The sequence below is a fragment of the Paenibacillus xanthanilyticus genome, assembly GCF_042682185.1.
GTDB lineage: Bacteria > Bacillota > Bacilli > Paenibacillales > Paenibacillaceae > Paenibacillus_Z > Paenibacillus_Z xanthanilyticus.
Genome location: NZ_JBHUHA010000002.1, coordinates 1858508 through 1877500, shown reverse-complemented (window position 1 = coordinate 1877500; position 18993 = coordinate 1858508). Strand labels below are relative to the sequence as shown.

At 57.3% G+C, this 18993-nt stretch carries 16 protein-coding genes, 16 tRNA genes and 1 rRNA gene (1 of these 33 running past the window's edge); 27 read left to right on the top strand and 6 right to left on the bottom strand.

What is annotated here, in order from left to right:
* The 23 genes from ACFSKT_RS25545 to ACFSKT_RS25435 form a co-directional block, all read left to right on the top strand.
* Positions 1-1168 (top strand): 23S ribosomal RNA (locus ACFSKT_RS25545) (it extends 1762 nt beyond the left edge of the window).
* Positions 1169-1254: 86 nt separating this feature from the next.
* Positions 1255-1330: transfer RNA gene (locus ACFSKT_RS25540), tRNA-Asn, on the top strand.
* A gap of 3 nt (positions 1331-1333) precedes the next feature.
* Positions 1334-1424, top strand: a tRNA-Ser gene (locus ACFSKT_RS25535).
* 4 nt (positions 1425-1428) lie between these two features.
* Positions 1429-1503: transfer RNA gene (locus ACFSKT_RS25530), tRNA-Glu, on the top strand.
* A 62-nt stretch (positions 1504-1565) separates the two neighbouring features.
* Positions 1566-1641 (top strand) — tRNA-Val (locus ACFSKT_RS25525).
* A gap of 16 nt (positions 1642-1657) precedes the next feature.
* A tRNA-Met gene (locus ACFSKT_RS25520) sits at positions 1658-1734 on the top strand.
* A gap of 11 nt (positions 1735-1745) precedes the next feature.
* Positions 1746-1822, top strand: a tRNA-Asp gene (locus ACFSKT_RS25515).
* Positions 1823-1832: 10 nt separating this feature from the next.
* Positions 1833-1908 (top strand) — tRNA-Phe (locus tag ACFSKT_RS25510).
* Between the two features lie 13 nt (positions 1909-1921).
* A tRNA-Thr gene (locus ACFSKT_RS25505) sits at positions 1922-1997 on the top strand.
* Positions 1998-2004: 7 nt separating this feature from the next.
* Positions 2005-2090: transfer RNA gene (locus tag ACFSKT_RS25500), tRNA-Tyr, on the top strand.
* A 6-nt stretch (positions 2091-2096) separates the two neighbouring features.
* Positions 2097-2170: transfer RNA gene (locus ACFSKT_RS25495), tRNA-Trp, on the top strand.
* A 16-nt stretch (positions 2171-2186) separates the two neighbouring features.
* Positions 2187-2262, top strand: a tRNA-His gene (locus ACFSKT_RS25490).
* A 7-nt stretch (positions 2263-2269) separates the two neighbouring features.
* A tRNA-Gln gene (locus tag ACFSKT_RS25485) sits at positions 2270-2344 on the top strand.
* A 5-nt stretch (positions 2345-2349) separates the two neighbouring features.
* Positions 2350-2424 (top strand) — tRNA-Gly (locus ACFSKT_RS25480).
* Positions 2425-2431: 7 nt separating this feature from the next.
* Positions 2432-2505: transfer RNA gene (locus ACFSKT_RS25475), tRNA-Cys, on the top strand.
* A 14-nt stretch (positions 2506-2519) separates the two neighbouring features.
* Positions 2520-2596: transfer RNA gene (locus ACFSKT_RS25470), tRNA-Arg, on the top strand.
* A 9-nt stretch (positions 2597-2605) separates the two neighbouring features.
* Positions 2606-2684 (top strand) — tRNA-Leu (locus ACFSKT_RS25465).
* A gap of 395 nt (positions 2685-3079) precedes the next feature.
* Positions 3080-3370: a LiaF transmembrane domain-containing protein gene (locus ACFSKT_RS25460; protein ID WP_148931375.1), complete on the top strand. Its 291-nt coding sequence runs from the start codon at positions 3080-3082 to the stop codon at positions 3368-3370.
* A 32-nt stretch (positions 3371-3402) separates the two neighbouring features.
* Positions 3403-4101 carry a PspA/IM30 family protein gene (locus ACFSKT_RS25455; protein WP_377720847.1) on the top strand — a complete coding sequence of 233 codons (699 nt, stop codon included), beginning with the start codon at positions 3403-3405 and terminating at the stop codon, positions 4099-4101.
* Positions 4098-4571 (top strand): PspC domain-containing protein, encoded by a 474-nt coding sequence (locus ACFSKT_RS25450; RefSeq protein ID WP_377720848.1) that lies wholly within the window; start codon positions 4098-4100, stop codon positions 4569-4571. The genes ACFSKT_RS25455 and ACFSKT_RS25450 overlap by 4 nt, the downstream gene beginning before the upstream one ends.
* Positions 4572-4575: 4 nt before the next feature.
* Complete coding sequence (locus tag ACFSKT_RS25445) at positions 4576-5271, top strand: PspA/IM30 family protein (protein ID WP_377720849.1); 696 nt, start codon at positions 4576-4578, stop codon at positions 5269-5271.
* A 221-nt stretch (positions 5272-5492) separates the two neighbouring features.
* A complete protein-coding gene (locus ACFSKT_RS25440; protein ID WP_377720850.1) occupies positions 5493-6515 on the top strand; it encodes a sensor histidine kinase in 1023 nt (340 codons plus the stop codon).
* A 17-nt stretch (positions 6516-6532) separates the two neighbouring features.
* Positions 6533-7210 carry a response regulator gene (locus ACFSKT_RS25435; protein ID WP_377720851.1) on the top strand — a complete coding sequence of 226 codons (678 nt, stop codon included), beginning with the start codon at positions 6533-6535 and terminating at the stop codon, positions 7208-7210.
* Between the two features lie 641 nt (positions 7211-7851).
* Here the strand turns inward: ACFSKT_RS25435 and ACFSKT_RS25430 are convergent.
* Together ACFSKT_RS25430 and mobB are read right to left on the bottom strand one after the other, a co-directional pair.
* Complete coding sequence (locus ACFSKT_RS25430) at positions 7852-8106, bottom strand: YkgJ family cysteine cluster protein (RefSeq protein ID WP_377720852.1); 255 nt, start codon at positions 8104-8106, stop codon at positions 7852-7854.
* A 2-nt stretch (positions 8107-8108) separates the two neighbouring features.
* The gene (mobB, locus tag ACFSKT_RS25425) at positions 8109-8645 is read right to left on the bottom strand and encodes a molybdopterin-guanine dinucleotide biosynthesis protein B (RefSeq protein WP_377720853.1); all 537 of its coding nucleotides are present in this window, start codon (positions 8643-8645) and stop codon (positions 8109-8111) included.
* Between the two features lie 181 nt (positions 8646-8826).
* On the opposite strand from mobB, the gene ACFSKT_RS25420 reads away from it, so the two are divergent.
* Positions 8827-10284: a molybdopterin molybdotransferase MoeA gene (locus ACFSKT_RS25420; protein WP_377720854.1), complete on the top strand. Its 1458-nt coding sequence runs from the start codon at positions 8827-8829 to the stop codon at positions 10282-10284.
* Here the strand turns inward: ACFSKT_RS25420 and ACFSKT_RS25415 are convergent.
* Positions 10275-10967: a hypothetical protein gene (locus ACFSKT_RS25415; RefSeq protein ID WP_377720855.1), complete on the bottom strand. Its 693-nt coding sequence runs from the start codon at positions 10965-10967 to the stop codon at positions 10275-10277. The genes ACFSKT_RS25420 and ACFSKT_RS25415 overlap by 10 nt on opposite strands.
* Positions 10968-11140: 173 nt before the next feature.
* A complete protein-coding gene (locus tag ACFSKT_RS25410; protein WP_377720856.1) occupies positions 11141-11548 on the bottom strand; it encodes a hypothetical protein in 408 nt (135 codons plus the stop codon).
* A gap of 217 nt (positions 11549-11765) precedes the next feature.
* On the opposite strand from ACFSKT_RS25410, the gene ACFSKT_RS25405 reads away from it, so the two are divergent.
* From ACFSKT_RS25405 to ACFSKT_RS25395, 3 genes are all read left to right on the top strand, one after another.
* Positions 11766-12599 carry a YwmB family TATA-box binding protein gene (locus ACFSKT_RS25405; protein ID WP_377720857.1) on the top strand — a complete coding sequence of 278 codons (834 nt, stop codon included), beginning with the start codon at positions 11766-11768 and terminating at the stop codon, positions 12597-12599.
* 147 nt (positions 12600-12746) lie between these two features.
* A complete protein-coding gene (zwf, locus tag ACFSKT_RS25400) occupies positions 12747-14294 on the top strand; it encodes a glucose-6-phosphate dehydrogenase (protein ID WP_377720858.1) in 1548 nt (515 codons plus the stop codon).
* 209 nt (positions 14295-14503) lie between these two features.
* Complete coding sequence (locus tag ACFSKT_RS25395) at positions 14504-16087, top strand: peptide chain release factor 3 (protein ID WP_377720859.1); 1584 nt, start codon at positions 14504-14506, stop codon at positions 16085-16087.
* 105 nt (positions 16088-16192) lie between these two features.
* On the opposite strand, the gene ACFSKT_RS25390 is transcribed toward ACFSKT_RS25395, so the two are convergent.
* Together ACFSKT_RS25390 and ACFSKT_RS25385 are read right to left on the bottom strand one after the other, a co-directional pair.
* Positions 16193-17575, bottom strand: a complete 1383-nt coding sequence (locus ACFSKT_RS25390) for a DUF445 domain-containing protein (protein WP_377720860.1) — start codon at positions 17573-17575, stop codon at positions 16193-16195.
* An 8-nt stretch (positions 17576-17583) separates the two neighbouring features.
* The gene (locus ACFSKT_RS25385; RefSeq protein WP_377720861.1) at positions 17584-18882 is read right to left on the bottom strand and encodes a DUF445 domain-containing protein; all 1299 of its coding nucleotides are present in this window, start codon (positions 18880-18882) and stop codon (positions 17584-17586) included.
* Positions 18883-18993: the final 111 nt, after the last annotated feature.

Genomic DNA, 18993 nt, shown 5'->3' with positions numbered 1-18993 from the left:
GGTAGGGTGAATAGCCCGAGGGGGCCGCAGTGAAAAGGCCCAAGCGACTGTTTAGCAAAAACACAGGTCTGTGCGAAGCCGTAAGGCGAAGTATACGGGCTGACGCCTGCCCGGTGCTGGAAGGTTAAGGGGAGTGGTTAGGGGCAACCCGAAGCTATGAACCGAAGCCCCAGTAAACGGCGGCCGTAACTATAACGGTCCTAAGGTAGCGAAATTCCTTGTCAGGTAAATTCTGACCCGCACGAATGGCGTAACGACTTGGGCGCTGTCTCAACGAGAGATCCGGTGAAATTTTAATACCTGTGAAGATGCAGGTTACCCGCGACAAGACGGAAAGACCCCATGGAGCTTTACTGCAGCTTGATATTGGACTTTGGTACGATCTGTACAGGATAGGTGGGAGCCGTTGAAGCCTGAGCGCCAGCTTGGGTGGAGGCACCGTTGGGATACCACCCTGATCGTATCGGAGTTCTAACCCGCCACCCTGAATCGGGTGGGGGGACCGTGTCAGGCGGGCAGTTTGACTGGGGCGGTCGCCTCCTAAAATGTAACGGAGGCGCCCAAAGGTTCCCTCAGAATGGTTGGAAATCATTCGAAGCGTGCAAAGGCATAAGGGAGCTTGACTGCGAGACCAACAAGTCGAGCAGGGACGAAAGTCGGGCTTAGTGATCCGGTGGTACCGAATGGAAGGGCCATCGCTCAACGGATAAAAGCTACCCTGGGGATAACAGGCTTATCTCCCCCAAGAGTCCACATCGACGGGGAGGTTTGGCACCTCGATGTCGGCTCATCGCATCCTGGGGCTGAAGTAGGTCCCAAGGGTTGGGCTGTTCGCCCATTAAAGCGGTACGCGAGCTGGGTTCAGAACGTCGTGAGACAGTTCGGTCCCTATCTGTCGTGGGCGTAGGAAATTTGAGAGGAGCTGTCCTTAGTACGAGAGGACCGGGATGGACGTACCGCTGGTGTACCAGTTGTTCCGCCAGGAGCACCGCTGGGTAGCCAAGTACGGACGGGATAAGCGCTGAAAGCATCTAAGCGTGAAGCCCCCCTCAAGATGAGATTTCCCAATTAGTAAGACCCCTGGAAGACGACCAGGTTGATAGGTTCGAGGTGGAAGCGCAGCAATGCGTGCAGCTGACGAATACTAATCGGTCGAGGGCTTATCCTAACGTTTAAGTTCGCAAGAGCTTAGACAAACACAGCTAAAGTGTTGAGTTTCGTATCCAGTTTTCAGGGTGTAACATGCCTGAATATTCCCTGATAGCTCAGTTGGTAGAGCACTCGACTGTTAATCGAGTTGTCACAGGTTCGAGTCCTGTTCGGGGAGCCATATGGAGAGCTGTCCGAGTGGTCGAAGGAGCACGATTGGAAATCGTGTATACGCTAACCGCGTATCGAGAGTTCGAATCTCTCGCTCTCCGCCAGTATGGCCCGTTGGTCAAGGGGTTAAGACACCTCCCTTTCACGGAGGTAACAGGGGTTCGAATCCCCTACGGGTCACCATTGTTTTAACTTGCAAGGAAGAGCTAGAATATGGTACAATGTTGTTTGTCTGTTGTTAATATGGAGGCTTAGCTCAGCTGGGAGAGCATCTGCCTTACAAGCAGAGGGTCGGCGGTTCGATCCCGTCAGCCTCCACCATAATGATTTATAATGACGCGGGGTGGAGCAGCTCGGTAGCTCGTCGGGCTCATAACCCGAAGGCCGCAGGTTCAAATCCTGCCCCCGCAACCAATTCTTAATGCGGAGCCGTGGTGTAGAGGCCTAACATGCCTGCCTGTCACGCAGGAGACCGCGGGTTCGAATCCCGTCGGCTCCGCCATTTTGATTAAGGCTCGGTAGCTCAGTTGGTAGAGCAGAGGACTGAAAATCCTCGTGTCGGCGGTTCGATTCCGTCCCGAGCCACCATTTAACTTCATAAGCCGCTGTAGCTCAATTGGTAGAGCAACTGACTTGTAATCAGTAGGTTGGGGGTTCAAGTCCTCTCGGCGGCACCAGCTTCATGGAGGATTAGCGAAGTGGCCAAACGCAGCAGACTGTAAATCTGTTCTCTGACGAGTTCGGTGGTTCGAATCCATCATCCTCCACCAGTTTATAGGGGCATAGTTTAAAGGTAGAACAGCGGTCTCCAAAACCGTTAGTGTGGGTTCAATTCCTGCTGCCCCTGCCAATTTAGTTTAATCGTGGCGGTCGTGGCGAAGTGGTTAACGCATCGGATTGTGATTCCGACATTCGGGGGTTCAATTCCCCTCGATCGCCCCATGATTATTGGGGATTAGCCAAGCGGTAAGGCAACGGACTTTGACTCCGTCATGCCAAGGTTCGAATCCTTGATCCCCAGCCATGTTTGCGGAAGTGGCTCAGCGGTAGAGCATCGCCTTGCCAAGGCGAGGGTCGCGGGTTCGATTCCCGTCTTCCGCTCCATTAATACGGCGCCATAGCCAAGTGGTAAGGCAGAGCTCTGCAAAAGCTTTACCCCCAGTTCGAGTCTGGGTGGCGCCTCCACCTTTTTAAAACATGTGCCCTTAGCTCAGCTGGATAGAGCGTTTGACTACGAATCAAAAGGTCAGGAGTTCGAATCTCTTAGGGCACGCCAATTGAATATGCCGGTGTGGCGGAATGGCAGACGCGCGCGACTCAAAATCGTGAGGGAAACCGTGGAGGTTCGAGTCCTCTCACCGGCATTTGAATGACAGGATTAAACGTCGATTTCATGAATAGTGAAATCGACGTTTTTTCGTTTTGAATGAGTGTTTTGATTGTATGGAATGACGCGGTGCGTTAAGGTTGGACAGGACCTGTATTTCACATCGAGTTAGATCGGCTTTATCTAAAGAAGAGCGCTGCATGACAGGGCTCTTTTTTTAGTTATTCCGTGAATAGTTAAACCGCTTCAAGCTTGCTCCACCCTTGGTCCATCAGGGACTGGACCCAGGTCTAGGTTCAAAAACCGCCTGCGGTCCGTTTTGAAAACATCGCCAAACACCTAAACTATAAACAGAAGCAAGGTAATGAAACAAAGCAGTCCTGAAGCACGTAAAAGAACAATATGAGCAAACGGAGAGGCGGTGACAACAATATGAACGGTAAAACAGCACTAGGCGTCATTCTTGTTGTGGTCGGCGGATTGATGGTATGGAACTTCTTCGGACATGGATTGTCCGGCTTGATCGGGTTCTTGATGCCTTTCATTCTGATCGGACTCGGCGCGGTCGGGTTGAAAAACAACAGTAAAGTGATCGGTTCGATTTTGGTAGCGGTGGGCGCATTGATGCTGCTCCCTAAACTGATGGGAATCGTTAGCCTGCTGATCGCGGTCGGCATTATCGTATGGGGCGTATCGATGTTCAGACGCAGAAGAGAATTTTAATCGAACACGAAATTGGTATAGGAGGGGCAAACATGAGCATCATTCGTCGAGTCCGCGATATTACGGTCGCCACATTGAACGAGCGGCTGGAGAAAGCGGAAGATCCGGTTAAGCTGATCGATCAGTTCCTTTGGTCGACACGCGAGGAAATCATTAGCGCCGAGCGCTTGTATCAACAATATAGCGGCCATAGCAACCACTTGAAAATGCAATGGCTGCAAGCGGAGCAACAAAAGGAGAAGCGCGAGCAGCAAGCGCTGACGGCCCTCAAAGCGGGCGAAGAACATATGGCTCGCGTCGCGCTTCATGATAAAGCGGCAAGCGAAGAACGGGCCGCGCAATACCGCGATCTCTATGAGCAATCCAAAACGAGCCTCGTCGAGTTGGAAGAACAGCTTCGCGAACTGCGCAGCGAATACCAAACGGTATATGACAAGCGCGAATATTACTCGGCACGCATGGAATCGCTACGGCTGCAGCAGCGAATGAACGCACGATATGCGGGTCAGGGTATCCATAATCAAGGTCTTGGTCAACAACCGTCTGGGATGTTCCGTCGCTTGGACGACCGCATTTCGGATATGGAGTTGGAAGCCAGAAGCCTTCGCGACCTTCGCCGGTCCGGCCAAGAATTTCTGAGCGAGGCTGGGGCCGTCCTTCAAACCGCGATCGAACGCGAGATGGAACAGTTGAAGCGTAAATTACAGCAGGAAGGATGGAAGTCGCAATGAAGAAACTGTACCGGTCGCGCCGGGACAAGAAGCTCTTCGGTCTATGCGGGGGCATCGCCGAAGCGTTGAACGTGGATGCGACATTACTGCGGATTCTTCTGATCGTACTCACCGTATTTTCGGGCGGAGCCGTTATCATCGTGTACATTCTGGCAGGCTTAGTCGTTCCGAGCGAGCCGCCTAGCTACCCTAACTATGATCCGCGGTATGGCCCGGGTCCCTATAACGGTTACCAAGGCGGTTATGGCTCAACGCCGCCGCGTCAGCCGCACAACTATGGCGGACCTTATGCGGGCGCAACGCCGCCGCAACCGGATTCGGGCGCGTTCAACGGCGGTTGGCAAAACCCGCCGCAGGCTCAGCCTGCAGCACATCTTGACGGCGTGATGGACGATCTGGAGAAAAAAGTACTGCGCAGAGAAATCGAAGAACTGCGCGCCAAACTAGCCAAGTACGAGAAGGGAGAATAATACAATGAACATTTTCAAACGAATGAAAGACATGACGAAGGCATCGGTGCACGAACTGCTGGATAAAATGGAAGACCCTGTGGTAATGTTAAATCAATACTTACGCGACATGGAGGCCGAGATCCATACGGCTGAGGTAACGGTCGCGAAACAAATGGCGAACGAGCGCCGCATGAAGCAGCGCCTGGACGAAGTTGTCCGCAATGCGGCTGACCGCGAAGCGAAAGCAGAGACGGCGATCCGTTCCGGCCAAGAAGAGCTGGCGCGCAAATTGCTGGAAGAGAAGATCTATTTCGATCAGAAGAGTTCGGAATACCTCGAGCTGCACGGTCAGGCGAAAGGTCAAGCCGACGATCTGATGCACCAGCTGCATACGATGAAAGACGAGTTCTATCAGCTTCGCAACAAGCGCAACGAGCTTGCGGCTCGCGCTCAGATGGCGAAAGCGAAGAAGCAAATGGCCCAAGTGTCCGCCGTTCATTCCTTGGAAAGCGGCACGGCTTCCCGTGGATTCAGCCGCATGGAAGAGAAGATCATTCAACTGGAAGCGGAAGCAGACGTTCTTCGCGTGCCATATGGCTCTGCAGGCGGCGGCTCTTCGCTGCACAGCACAGTCGATGTCTCGAAGCAACTGCAGGTGGAAGAGCAGCTGCAGGCGCTTAAAGCGAAGCTGCAAAAGCCGGCTGCCGAGCAAGAATAGTCGAGGTTTGGACATCGCTTGGTAAATCGCGATGATCTGCCAGCCGGCAAGCCGGATTAGGAAATTGCGTACACTTAAGCTAGTCTGCGAGAATTAGGCTGTACGCTTATAGAATGGCATAAAGCGATCGTCTATGGTCGACCGTGACAGACGTCCCACACCGGGGCGTCTGTCTTCGGCTGTAGGCCGCTTATCTACATAAATGGGAGGCAATTAGTCGAATGGCAGATCAGTCGGAGCCAAATCTTAGCAAAGATCGCGCGCAGCAACGGGGAGGACCTTTGGAGGGGCAGCGAAGAGGCGGCAATATCGCGGAAACGGTTATCTGGCTCCTCGTTATCTTGGGTTTGCTCGTGCTGGTCTTGCAGGGCACGGGTTATATCAAGCTATTCCAGTTCCAGAGCAAGGCCGCCGCGATCGGACTCGGATTTATCGCGGTTGCATTGGCGCTCGCGGCGGCGTACAGTTATTTGCAGGGGCTTAAATTGAAAACTGCGATTCAGCGGTTGACCGAATTGCAGCTTCGCGGAAAACCGAAGCCGAACGTGACGCTTCCTCCGCTTGCTTCCGATGGCTCCGAAGACGTCGGCGAACAGGAAGAGGATGACCTCTATACGGAGCAGGTGCGTTTCTCCGCGGTCATCGAAGAACGTCAGCGGCTGGCGAGAGAGCTGCATGACGCGGTGAGCCAACAGTTGTTCGCGATCTCGATGACGGCCACGGCGGTCAGCCGGACGCTGGAGAAAGATTGGGAGCGCGCCAAACGTCAGGTTCAGCTGATCGAGGAAATGGCGGCCGTGGCGCAATCGGAAATGCGCGCGCTGCTGCTGCATCTGCGGCCGGTTCATTTGGACGGCAAGAATCTCGGTCAGGCGCTTCACAGCTTGGTGGATGAACTCAAGCAGAAGGTTCCCATGGCGATTACGCTGGATGTGGACGATTCGATCTGCTTGGCGTCGGAAGCGGAGGATCATTTGTTCCGCATCGCCCAGGAAGCATTGTCTAACACGCTGCGGCATTCGAAGGCGGATCAGATGGAGATTCGGCTTCAACGGATTGACGGCGTCGCTCAGCTGATGCTGCGCGATAATGGCGTCGGCTTTGATCTGGAATCCAAAAAGCAGGCCTCGTATGGTTTGCTGACGATGGAGGAACGGGTCAACGTGCTTGGGGGATCGCTTAGAATTGTGACGGAGCCGGGAGCAGGGGTTACGATCGATATTCGGGTGCCGCTCGCGGCATAGAAGGAGGAGCAGCTGGAATGGAGGCTTTGGAGCAAATGGAAACGTTGGAACAACCGATAAAAGTACTGCTGGTGGACGATCACGAGATGGTGCGCATCGGCCTAGCGGCCGTGCTCAATACGGAGGATGGCATCGAGGTCGTCGGCGAGGCGAGCAACGGCATGGAAGGCATCCGATTGGCGACCGCGTATCAGCCTGACGTCGTGCTGATGGATTTGGTCATGGAAGGCATGGACGGCGTCGAGACGACTCGCAAAATCATGGAGTTGTACCCCGAATGCCGCGTGATCGTACTGACGAGCTTTTTGGACGATAGCAAAATGTATCCGGTCATCGAGGCGGGGGCGTTCAGCTACTTGCTGAAAACGTCGCGGGCGACCGAAATCGCCGACGCGATCCGCGCCGCGGCCAGAGGACAGTCGGTCTTGGAGCAGCAGGTAGCGGCGAAAATGATGAACCGGTTCCGTCAACCGAAGGTTGCAGCCAAAGCGGCGCTGCACGAGCAGCTGACCGAACGCGAAATGGAAGTGCTGCTGCGGCTTGCGCGCGGCATGTCCAATCAGGAGATTGCAGAGGATTTGTTCATCGGCATCAAGACGGTGAAATTCCACGTCACGAATATTTTTACGAAATTAAACGTGGACGACCGGACGCAAGCGGCGATCTACGCGCATAAACATGGTTTGGCGGAGTAGTGCCTGCTGACGTGCCTGGAGAGCTGGAAGGTTACGCTAAGGTTCAAGCTGACAACGTCCTGATTGTTGCTTCCACGGAACGTGGATGCAGCATTCGGCGATATAGAGAAATCAGGGGAGGTCGCGGCGCGCGGCCTTTTTGCGTTGGGGGAGCAGTGCCGGGAGGATTAACAATGGAGAACAACGGAGCGGCGTAGAGAGGGGGGCGGTAAAGTTATGATAGCAGCGGATGGAGCTGAAAGAGAGGGAGCGGATGATGGGGTAATCGGTAGTGTGTCTGAAGCGCAGGGAGGATTGTTTGGGGAGGCGAACAGCTAACCAAATAAATAATATGCGATTGAAACTGAAGTCGTGTGATGGGGTCGCGTAGTCGGTAATGGTTGATATGTAGGTCAAGGCAGGCAGACGCGAGGTTAACCTAGGGATCGATTACGTGCCATGACTGAGGTGAGCACCGAATATCGAACGGGGGTAGTTATCGTAGAGGCGCGTTACTGTCAGTGACAGGAATACGGCAGAAAAAGAATGCGTATAACTTGGTCCGTTGCCACGGTCTATTCACGAGCAACGGAAGTCGATAGTATCGATATAGCGGGAAGATGATGAGACGCGGAGAAGCGTGGTGGATGCAGCCAGATCTCTTACGGGCGAGTGGCGTCCTCCAGCTGCTTGAGATACGCATACGCATGCTCGTTCGTCGTACCGCACATCTCGAGGCTAGGCATGAGGCTGCCGCACACGTCGGGTCTATCGGGCTTACCGAATAAACGGCACAGGTTCTGGTCGGTCAATTGCAAACAGCGAACGCCCGCCGGCTTGCCATTCGGCATACCGGGGATGGCGGACGAAATGGAGACAACGGTGCAGCAGGCGGCGCATCCTAAGCGGCATTCCATGGCTATCTTCCCCTCCTCTCTAGTTGGGTCACGTGAAGGATCTCGGCATAGATCGAGCTCGTCTCCGGCAGCCGAAGAATGGCATAATCGGGATGAGCATCGGCAGCCCAATGTTCCATCTCCGGCCAGACGACGACGAGGCGAATGTTCGCCAATTGTTCAAGCAAGGGAAGGTCGTCCGGTTTTCGAATGAGGACGAGCTTCGCATATCGCTCTTGCTTGAAGCCTTCGACGAGCACGATGTCCATTCCGCCCATATGCGATAAGAGCGCGTCCAACGTCGCTGGTTCGTTCGTTAGGACCGCAGCGCGGCGAGAGGAACTGATGGCCGTGACGTCGGCTCCCGCCTCCTGATGCTGCCATGTATCCGTGCCGGGGTGATCCATCGTAAAATCGTGAGCGTCGTGTTTGACCGTGCCTACACGAAAGCCCTCGGCTTTCAGTAGGCGGACAAGCGCGGCCACGAGCGTGGTTTTGCCGCTGTTTTTGTAGCCGACGATTTGAAGAACGGGCGGGGAGTACGAGATCGATGTCGTCATGGAACCCTGCCTCCTTGCTAGTGTGATAGGATCAGTATACCACAGGCCGGGAGAGACTCGGATTTAACGGGGCTGTGGAGCGGTCGGTGCTCTTCTGCTACAATGGAAGTACTTATAGAAGAGCGTCAGGACATAGAGATAGCAGCAGGAGCAGCCGCATGGCGCAGGGGGAGAAACCAACGTGGAACAGCTTCAAGGAGCGTCGCGATTCAACCGAAAAGCCATCAAAGTCGAAGAAGCGCAGCGCCGAATATTGCATGCTTGCGTAAGCGGCCGCGTCGAACATATTCCGATCGGACAAGCTAGCGGAAGGAGACTGGCCGCTTCGTTAACCGCGACAAGCGATTGGCCGCCTTTCGCGCGGTCCGGATTGGACGGCTATGCGGTATTTAGCGCGGATACGGGCAGCGCCAGTCCTAGCCAGCCGGTCGAGTTGGACGTCGTCGATCAGGTAGCTGCCGGCGGACAAGCCAAGCGACCCGTGCAATCAGGAACGGCCGTGCGTATCATGACCGGCGCCATGGTGCCTGAAGGCGCGGATGCGATCATCATGCTGGAGCAAACATTCGAACTGGAACGCGATGGAGCGGCTCGGGTAGGCATCAAGCAGCCCGCGGCAGCCGGGCAGAACGTGGCCAGAGCCGGCCAGGAATTCCGCAAAGGCGACGCAATCGCCGCAAGCGGCGAGCTGCTTAGACCCGGGCACATTGCGCTGTTCGCCACTTTCGGCTATGAGACGGTGCCGGTCTATGCAAGTCCGCGGGTCGGCATTATGTCGACGGGAACCGAGCTGCTGCCGATTGGCGCCGAGCTTGCGCCAGGACTTATCCGCGACAGCAACAGTGTCATGATCGCGGCGCTGGTGCGGGAAGCAGGCGGCGAACCTTATTCGCTCGGGCGAATCACGGACGACCTGACGGCCGTGAGAGAGGCCATGCTCCAAGCGGCAGTCGAATATGACCTGCTGCTTACGACGGGCGGGGTATCTGTGGGCGATTACGACGTGATGGCCGCATTCATGCGAGAGCTCGGTCAAGACGATCAAGAGGATCGGGGCAATCAATCCGACGGCGGGCAAGATCGAGTTGGCAGCGGTGCAGGGAGCGGGCTGCTGACCTCGCGCAGCCAATCGGGTGACGGGTCCTCAGGGGAAATCGGCAATGCGGATAGGTTAAGCGCGGAGAACGAAGCTAGGCGAAATGCCGTACCCGGCAGCACGACCTTGTTGTTCAGCAAAGTCGCGATGCGTCCGGGCAGCCCGACGTCCGCCGCAACGCTCCTTGGCAAGCCGCTCATCGCGCTGTCAGGCAATCCGGGCGCATGTTATGTAGGTTTCGAGCTGTTCGCGCGACCGGTCATCAAGCGGCTTCAAGGCGTCGGCGTGGAACAGGCGCTGCCTCAGGTGACAACGGCGACGCTGACGGCCGATTTCGAGAAGGGAAGTCCGCACGAACGGTTCGTCCGCACCCGCTTGTTCATCAAAGACGGCGTTCAGTTCGCCGATCCGCTGGCGTTCAACAAGTCGAGCATGATGGCCTCGCTCCCGGAGTCGGACGGCTTCATCCGAATACCGCCAGGCTCCTCCGGAGCAACGTCGGGTTCGCTCGTGGAAGTGATGGTACTGCGCGATTACACGTAGCGGTTCAGCCAGAAGCCGTTCCAAGGGACCGGGGTGTTCTGATACGGCGTATCGTTGTAATAGTACTGGCGCAGATGGAACGAGAGCGTGTTCGATTGAAGGAGCTCCGAGAACGGCAGGTTGCGGATCTCGTCGATTGCGTCGATCAGCTGCCGTGCGATGCTTTCGCCACCGGACCATGCGCGCATAGCGGCGTGAGGATGCGATTCAAAGGCGGCATACAGCTGCTCCTCATCCAATGCCCACTCTCCGGCGGCTGACCGGCGGGATAGGCCCGTCCGCCAGGAAGCGCCGCGAGCGAGCGGCGCGTCGATCGCATGTTGAAGCATGGGGTGAAGCGAGCCATCCGCGGCCTTGAAGGCAGCCTGCAGCGCGTTAACCTCATGGACAAGAGCTTGGATACTCCTAACCCATTGAGATTGAACGTCGGATTCGGCGCGAATTGCGGTCACGCGCAGCTCGGCGACCGCTTGAGCGGCTTGTCTCACGCGCAGGCTTTGCTTTAGCCAACGGTTCGTCTGTTCGATCGCGTCTTTGGCGGCGTGAAGCATCTCGAGCGGCAGCCCGCCGCCATAGGGTTGTCGATCAGGATTCGCCGCCAAGTCTTGGCGCGCAATGGGCCGGACCGGCAGGATCGCGTCGATACGGTCTACGATCGGGGGATGTATGGATGGAATTCGCATGAAAAAACCTCCTTGGCTGCATGGTTCTCCTATTTTCACGTGTCTGTGTATACAGATTGTAACATTCATTGACGATAAAAGGGAAGGGAAATGACAGAAGACCTGCAAAGTAGCAGGTCTTCAGCCACAGCCATCCCATTTCTCGATACGTTTCGGAACGATTGGCGATGCCTTTACAGAAGCAGGAACAAATACGCGATTAACGAAAGGTCGATTGCGAACGCTTCGCCGAACGGGTTATGTGGCCGATATGGACCGGAATAAGGCCCTGGCCCCGGATACGGGTAGAACGGATCGAACGGATAGGCTTGAATCTCCGCCTTCGCGGGTGCGGGGGCCGTTTTCTTCGCTTCGGTTTTCTTGCCTTTTTTGGCTTGTTTGCCTTTCGATTTCTTCTCGTTGCCGCCTGGCGTCTCCGAGCTGACGGCGGGGCCGGCTTGGTCGCCGTTCAGCGTGACCCGGCCGCCGCGGCAATGCGACAATATTCCGATATGGCGCGTGCCTTCCTTCGTGATGATGCACACGGGCATGCCGCAAAACATATTGATACGCTCCTCATGGAGCGGGAAGATAGGTTCCATTGTCTCTGCGCACCTCCCTGGATTTCCTGCAAGCAGTATATTCACCTACGGGCGGATGCGTATGGTTATTTACCCAGATCGTCGTTGTATTGAATCCAAAGCGCGGGGCGAGCGAACGGATAACCGCTTAACATTTCTCACGGCGAGCGTGTCAGGGTCAACAGCAACTACAACTGGTAGAGATGCGGATGATTGAACAAGGGGGCGCGATGAACGTATGCGTACAGCGGAGCAAAATCGGGGGTTGCGTACGGCAACCGGCGTCGTCTTGGCGCTGGCCGTTCTCATCTCGGCAGCGGGTTGGGCGCTATGGAGCAACCGAGCGGAGAGCGGGGGCGAAAAGGGCGATCAAGTGAGCATCATGCGCGATTTTCGCGAGGTGTGGACGTGGAGCGACGCGTCGTTTCGGGATGGGGCTGCATCGGCGGCGTGGTCGTTCCGACTCGATGGACGATGGACGCAAGGCCAGTTGAGGTGGATCGCGGAGACGCTAGGGATTGAAACCGTATTCGCGGAGGACGAGCATGCGTATTCCGGCGTCACGGCTAGCGCCGGTCCGAATCCGGGCAAGACGACGTTGTGGTACCGCCCATCCGATACGGCTGAGATGAAGACGGGAAGCGAGGACGCGGGGGCCGTGAACGGTGGCGAGACGGATTCGGGAAGCATCGTCTACGCGGATGCGGTTCTGCTGATCGAATTTCGCGCAGGGGTGGAGCTCGCGTCAATTGGCAATGCTGTAGAAGAGCTGGAGACGCGGATGCGGAAGGAGGGGCTCGCTTTCCAAAGCGGCTTCGTCGGACGCGGAAGCAAGAGCGAGTTGGCGGACGACGCCGCGGGCGCGATCGCGCTACGTGCAGAGGCGGCGCGTAAAGAGTCGTACGATGACGGGCATACGGCGAGCATGACCTATTTTACCTCGAAGCTGGAAAGCGGGGTGGAAAGCGGCGGCAAACGGGTTAACCTGCAGATCGCGCACAGCCGGGGGGCGAAGCCTGAATTAACCGTCGGCGTGCCGTTGATTACCGGAGATTACGCCTCGGAAAATTAGCAAAGATTAGGTTAGCGATCAGTATTTTTTATGTGCTAATGAATAGCAATTGGGGCCGGCAATATGCTAAACTACAATACATGATCGAGACGAAATGGATAGTGGAGTAGAAAAAATACATAGGAAAGAATGGGGCATATGACCGACGTGAGCAAGCAAGAATCGATTGCCGCCGCGGGAGCGGTATACTACTTATTCGGTGCTACAGGCGATTTGGCCCGGCGCAAGCTGTTCCCTGCGCTGTTCAGCTTATATAAGGAAGGCAAGTTGGCGGAGGATTTCGCGGTGGTGGGTCTTGCCCGCCGGCCGCGCACGAACGAAGAGTTCCGTCAAGACGTCTATGAGTCCATCGTGGAATTCTGCCGCTACAAGGCGGACGATCAGCAGCTGTGGGATAAGTTCGCGGAGCACTTCGTCTATATGCCATTGGACATCAACAACGTCGACGGGTTCCGCGAGCTCGGCAAGCTGACGCTCGAGCTGGACGACAAGTTCGGCATCCCGGGCAACCGGCTGTTCTACCTGGCGCTTGCGCCGAACTTGTTCGGACCGGTGTCGTTCAACCTGCGCGACGGCGGATTGCTCGAGACGAAGGGCTGGAGCCGTCTCGTCATCGAGAAGCCGTTCGGTTACGATTTGGAATCGGCGAAGAAGCTGAACGATCAGCTGAGCCAGGTGTTCAACGAGGAGCAAATTTACCGCATTGACCATTATCTCGGCAAAGAAATGGTCCAGAATATTCAAGTGCTTCGCTTCTCCAACGCGTTCTTCGAGCCGCTGTGGAACAACAAGCACATCGCGAACGTGCAAATTACGCTGGCGGAGACCGTCGGCGTCGAGGAGCGCGGAGGCTATTACGATAAGTCCGGCGCGCTGCGGGACATGGTGCAGAACCATCTCCTCCAGATGCTCTCGATGATCGCAATGGAGCCGCCAAGCCGCCTGCATCCGGAAGATATTCGGGACGAGAAGGTCAAGGCGCTTCGCTCGCTGCGTCCGTTCGCATCCGACGAGGATGTGGCCCGCAACGTCGTTCGCGGCCAGTATGGCGCCGGCGCATTGAAGGGCAAGGAGCTTCCTGCTTATCGGCAGGAGGATTCCGTCGCGCTGGACTCGAAGACGGAGACGTATGTGGGAGCCCGCGTATTCGTCGATAATTTCCGCTGGGCCGGCGTGCCATTCTACATTCGTACGGGCAAGCGGCTTCCGGTGAAGACGACCGAGGTCGTCATCGAGTTCAAGAACGTGCCGGACAACGTGCTGTTCGCGAATCGTCACGATCTGTCGCCGAACCTGCTCGTCATTCGCGTCAACCCGATGGAAGGCATTTATATTAAAATCAATGCCAAGAAGCCGGGATCGGACAACGCAATTCAGCCGGTCGTCATGGAGTTCTGCCAAAGCTGCTTGGTCGGCATCAATACGCCGGAAGCCTATGAGCGCCTCATCTATGACGCGGCGCGAGGCGAATCGACGTACTTCACCCGCTGGGATGAAGTCGCCCAGGCGTGGGCGTTCGTCGACCGGATGGCGCAAGCCTGGAAGGAAGAGACGTCCGAATTGCACGGCTACGCGGCCGGTTCGTGGGGCCCTGCCCGTATGGATGAGCTGCTGGGCGAAGACGGCTTCTTCTGGTGGCCGGTCAACGGGCAGGATGAGGATAACGTCATTTGGATTTCCGGTAGTCCGAAGTAAGCAATCGCGGCAGAAATGTCGTATAATAGAGAAAACGCGAAGCCGATTCCATCGCCGGGCCACCCGCCCGGCGAAAGGAGCGGCGTTTTGCGTGTTAAAGGCCTGCACGCACTAATCGATAACCATACCGCTCAAGCGTTCACCCCGGGACCGGTCCAACCCCCGGCCGTTCGCGAGGAGCGGCATGTGGTCCACGAAGGGAATGTACCATGAGCAAACCGTTAACCGAAGAATTACAGCGCGAAGTCGATAAACGGCGCACGTTCGCCATTATTTCTCACCCGGATGCGGGTAAAACAACGTTGACCGAGAAGCTGCTCCTGTTCGGGGGCGCGATCCGCGAAGCCGGTTCGGTCAAAGCGCGTAAAGCGAGCCGTCACGCGACGAGCGACTGGATGGAGATCGAGAAGCAGCGGGGCATCTCCGTTACGTCCTCGGTCATGCAGTTCGATTACAGCGGCCATCGCATCAACATTCTGGATACGCCGGGTCACCAAGACTTCAGCGAAGACACGTATCGTACATTGACCGCCGCGGACAGCGCGGTCATGCTGATCGACGTGGCCAAGGGCGTCGAGGCGCAGACGATCAAGCTGTTCCAAGTGTGCAGCCGGCGCGGCATCCCGATCTTCACGTTCATCAACAAGCTGGACCGCGAAGGCCAAAGCCCGTTCGACCTGATGGAAGAGCTGGAGCGCGTGCTCGGCATCCGTTCGGTGCCGATGAACTGGCCGATCGGCATGGGGCGCGAGCTGTGCGGCGTCTACGATCGGATGAAAAACCAGGTCGAGCTGTTCCAAGGCAACGACCACTCGAAGATCGAAGTACGCAAGGTGGCAGACTACCGCGACCCGATTATTCGCGAGATGGCGGGCGACTATTTGGCCGACCAGCTCATTAACGATCTGGAGCTGCTCGACGTGGCAGGCGATCCGTTCGATCTGGACAAAATCGGGGGTGGCGAGCTGACCCCGATCTTCTTCGGCAGCGCCGTCAACAACTTCGGCGTCCAGACGTTCCTGGAGAACTTCCTGGAGCTGGCGCCGAAGCCGACGCCGCGCGTAAGCGTGAGCGGCCCGGTGGAGCCGACGAACGAGAAGTTCACCGGCTACGTCTTCAAGATTCAAGCGAACATGAACCCGGCGCACCGCGACCGGATCGCGTTCCTGCGGATCGTCTCCGGACGGTTCGACCGCGGGATGAGCGTGCGCCATGTGCGCGCCGGCAAGGAAATCAAGCTGTCCCAGCCGCAGCAGTTCCTCGCGCAGGATCGGGATATCGTCGAATCGGCGTATCCGGGCGACATTATCGGCCTGTTCGATCCGGGCATCTTCCGGATCGGGGATTCCTTGTCCCAGGGAAGCGAGATCGTCTTCGACGAACTGCCGACGTTCTCGCCGGAGCTGTTCGCCAAGGTCACGGCCAAGAACGCGCTCAAGCATAAGCAGTACCAGAAGGGCATCGACCAGCTGACCGAGGAGGGCACCATCCAGGTGTTCCGCACGACGAGCTTCGACGATACGATTCTCGGCGTCGTCGGCCAGCTCCAGTTCGAGGTGTTCGAATACCGAATGCGCGCCGAATACGGGGTCGAAATCCAGCTGCAGCGGATGCCGTACCAGTTCGCGCGCTGGATCGTCGACGAGAAGATCGATCCGTCCAAGTATCGCATCAACTCTACGCTCGTGAAGGACAAGAAAGACAATTACGTCGCCTTGTTCGAGAGCGAATATGCGATGCGCACGGCGATGGAGAAGAATCCGACCTCCAAATTCCTGGAGATGGCGCCGTAAAACAAGAAACGCATGCTTTCCCTTCGGGGGAAGCATGCGTTTTTAGGTTGTGCCGGATGGGCGGCCGCAAGCCTCTAGAGGCTTGCGGCCGTGGTCGGGGTGAGATTATCGGACGAAAGCATCCAGCAGCGGGTCGTACACGCCGTGCAGGAGCAGGTAGATCAGCGCGCCGAGCCCCGCGCCGACGAGCGAGCCGTTAATGCGAATGCGGTTCAGGTCTTCGCCGACTTTGTCTTCGATAAAGGCGATTAATCGCTGCTCGGTGAAGGTGTTCAGCGTCTCGCGCGCGACTTGGCCGATTACGCGATGCTCCGCGTCGACCAGTTTGCTAAGCAGCGATTTGATGAAGCCGTCTACCCATGCTTTCTTCGCGGCATCGCGCTTGAAGGCGTCCCAATAGTCCGCGACGAAACGTTCGGTCCATTCGCGCAGCGCGGTTACGGCCGGTTGTTGGGCAAGCGACGGGATTTCCTCATCGTCGTACCCCCGCGTCAAGCTTTCACCGATCTGAGGCAGCGTAGCCAACTCTTCGTCCAGCAGCCGGCGGAACGTCTGCAAGATGCCCTCTATGGATGGCGCAAACGATAGGCGGGCAAGCACATCGTTCTTCCAACTCTCCAGCGTCTCCGATAACGAAGTCTCCGCATCGAGCTGATCGGCCACTTCGCCAAGCATCCGCAGCAGCAGCAGACGAAGCTCATGATCGTGCCGCTTCAGATCGGCGAGGAAGACTAACAGATCGGCATGGATGGCATCGGCCGCATCCTTCAAGTTGAGGGCGTCGGATTCCTCGGCGAAGATGAACGCGGCTTTCTTCAGAAATTGCATGAAGCCGCCGCCCTCGTTCAGCTGTTTGTCCTTCTCCTCCTCCAGAATGCGGAGGATGGCTTCCTTGGTTTCCGGCGCGGCAGCGGCTTTCTCCGCCTCGTCCACGAGACGGTCGAGCAGGAGATGAACATCTTCGCTTGCGAGAAGCCAGCGAAGCGATCGGCCGGCATACGGCGTGAAGTCGGTGCGGCGCAGAAGCTCTTTCAGCCGATCGTCCCAGTCGGCGCTCATGCGTCCGAAGTCCATGCGGCTCAGCAGACCGCCAAGCAGGCGCCAGCCGGCGCGGGCGAGCTCTTCCCCCGGGAAACGACGATCGATCCAGCCGATAGCGATATCCGCGAGCGGCGCCTGGGCCAGCTTGAGCTTGAGCGTCTCGGGCGGCAGCAGCTGCGTCTCGACCATGCGGACGACGCCGTCGATCAGCTTATCGCGGTTGCGGGGAACGATCGCGGTATGCTTGCCCTTCATGCCCAGCGGATGACGGAACAGCGCGGTCACGGCGTACCAATCGGCGAGCCCGCCCACCAGACCGGCTTCGGCCATATAGAAGAGCAGGCTGGACCACCATGCATCCGGATAGGAATAGCGGATCCAGGCGGCCGCCAGGAAGACGAGGGCAACGGCAGCGAGCACGACGTTGGCGATGCGTTTGTTGGACATTTCGCCGCTCACCTCCCAACCCAGCCGGTGGCCAGGAACAGGAGCAGGCCGATAAGGCCGCCGACGACCGTGCCGTTCAGCCGGATGAATTGCAAATCGCGGCCGGCTTTGTCATGGACGAAACGAACAAGTTCGGCTTCCGTGAACTGCTCCAAGCCTTCGCGGACGAGTCGGCCGATGGCGCTGTGTTTCTGCTCGAAGCCCCGCATGGCGGCTTGCTTCAGCGCGCCGTCCAAGCTCTCGAGCGCGGCGCGGCTGCCGCTGAATTTGCGGACGAAATCGGCGATTCTGCGATGCATCCAGTCGGCGCGTTCTTGTTCCGCCGAGCTTGGAGCCGCGCTGTCTTCGGCATCCGCGGCCGAGGACGGCTTAAGCCGGCGCAGCCATTCCTCCAGCATGGCGCCGAAGTCCAAATGCTCGCGCGCGAACGCGATCACCTGCAGCTTGCCGCGCTCCACCTTCTCGCGCAGCGCTTCTTCTTCGCGCAGCCGCCGGGCGTATTCCGCTATCATCTCTTTGATCCGCAGCCGCTTCGGATTATCCGGGCGAAGCAGCTGCTGAAGCGCGAGCGCAAGCTTCATCTGGACGACGTGGCTCATGCTGACCGGGTTAATCCCGGCGACCGAATTGACGAATTTGCGGTTGTTGCGGTCGCCTTCGTAGGTTTTCAAGGCGGAGGCGATCAATTGCTCCACCGCCTGGCGCAGTTCGGCCGTCTTGACCAAGCGGATGCCTTCGCGAATGAGAAAGTCGAGCAGCTTGTCGTCATAGCCATTGCGAATCGTCCAATCCGCCACGTCCGCCAGCAAGTCGGAGGCTTGGAAGACGTGCGCGTTGTCGAGGAGGAACGCTTGCACCTTGCGGGCCAGCTCGCCGATGTCGGCGCCTTCCATCGCTTCGGACGCGAATCGCTGCAGCAGGCGGGTCAGATCCGCCTCGCCGCCATGTTGGGTCAAATACGTCTCCAGCATGTCGGCGACGTCGAAGTGCTCGACTTTCCGCCGAATGCTCGGCAGCGACAGCAGCTCATGCTGCACCATGTCCACGATTTCATTAATAAGCCGGTCGCGGTTGCGCGCGATAATACGGGTCCCCATGAAGCGGGGCCAAGGAATGCCAAGCGGCTGCCGAAAGAGCGCGCTGACCGCGAATGTATCGGCCAACCCGCCGATGGTCGCCGCGCTGAAGCCGGAATAGCAAAGACCGCCCCAGAACGTATGTTGGAAGGGATAGGCGGCCAGCGTGCCCACGAACGAGAGCGTGAGCGCGGAGTCGGCGTAACGCTTCACATGGTCTTTTTTGATCATAGGGTTGCTCCAATCCAGGATTGCTTTAGGGTCTGCAGGTTTGGTTCTAATTAAACAAGCTGGCGCCTGCCGCTAACAGTACCCCATGCTTGCAGGGAGAAATTAAGAATA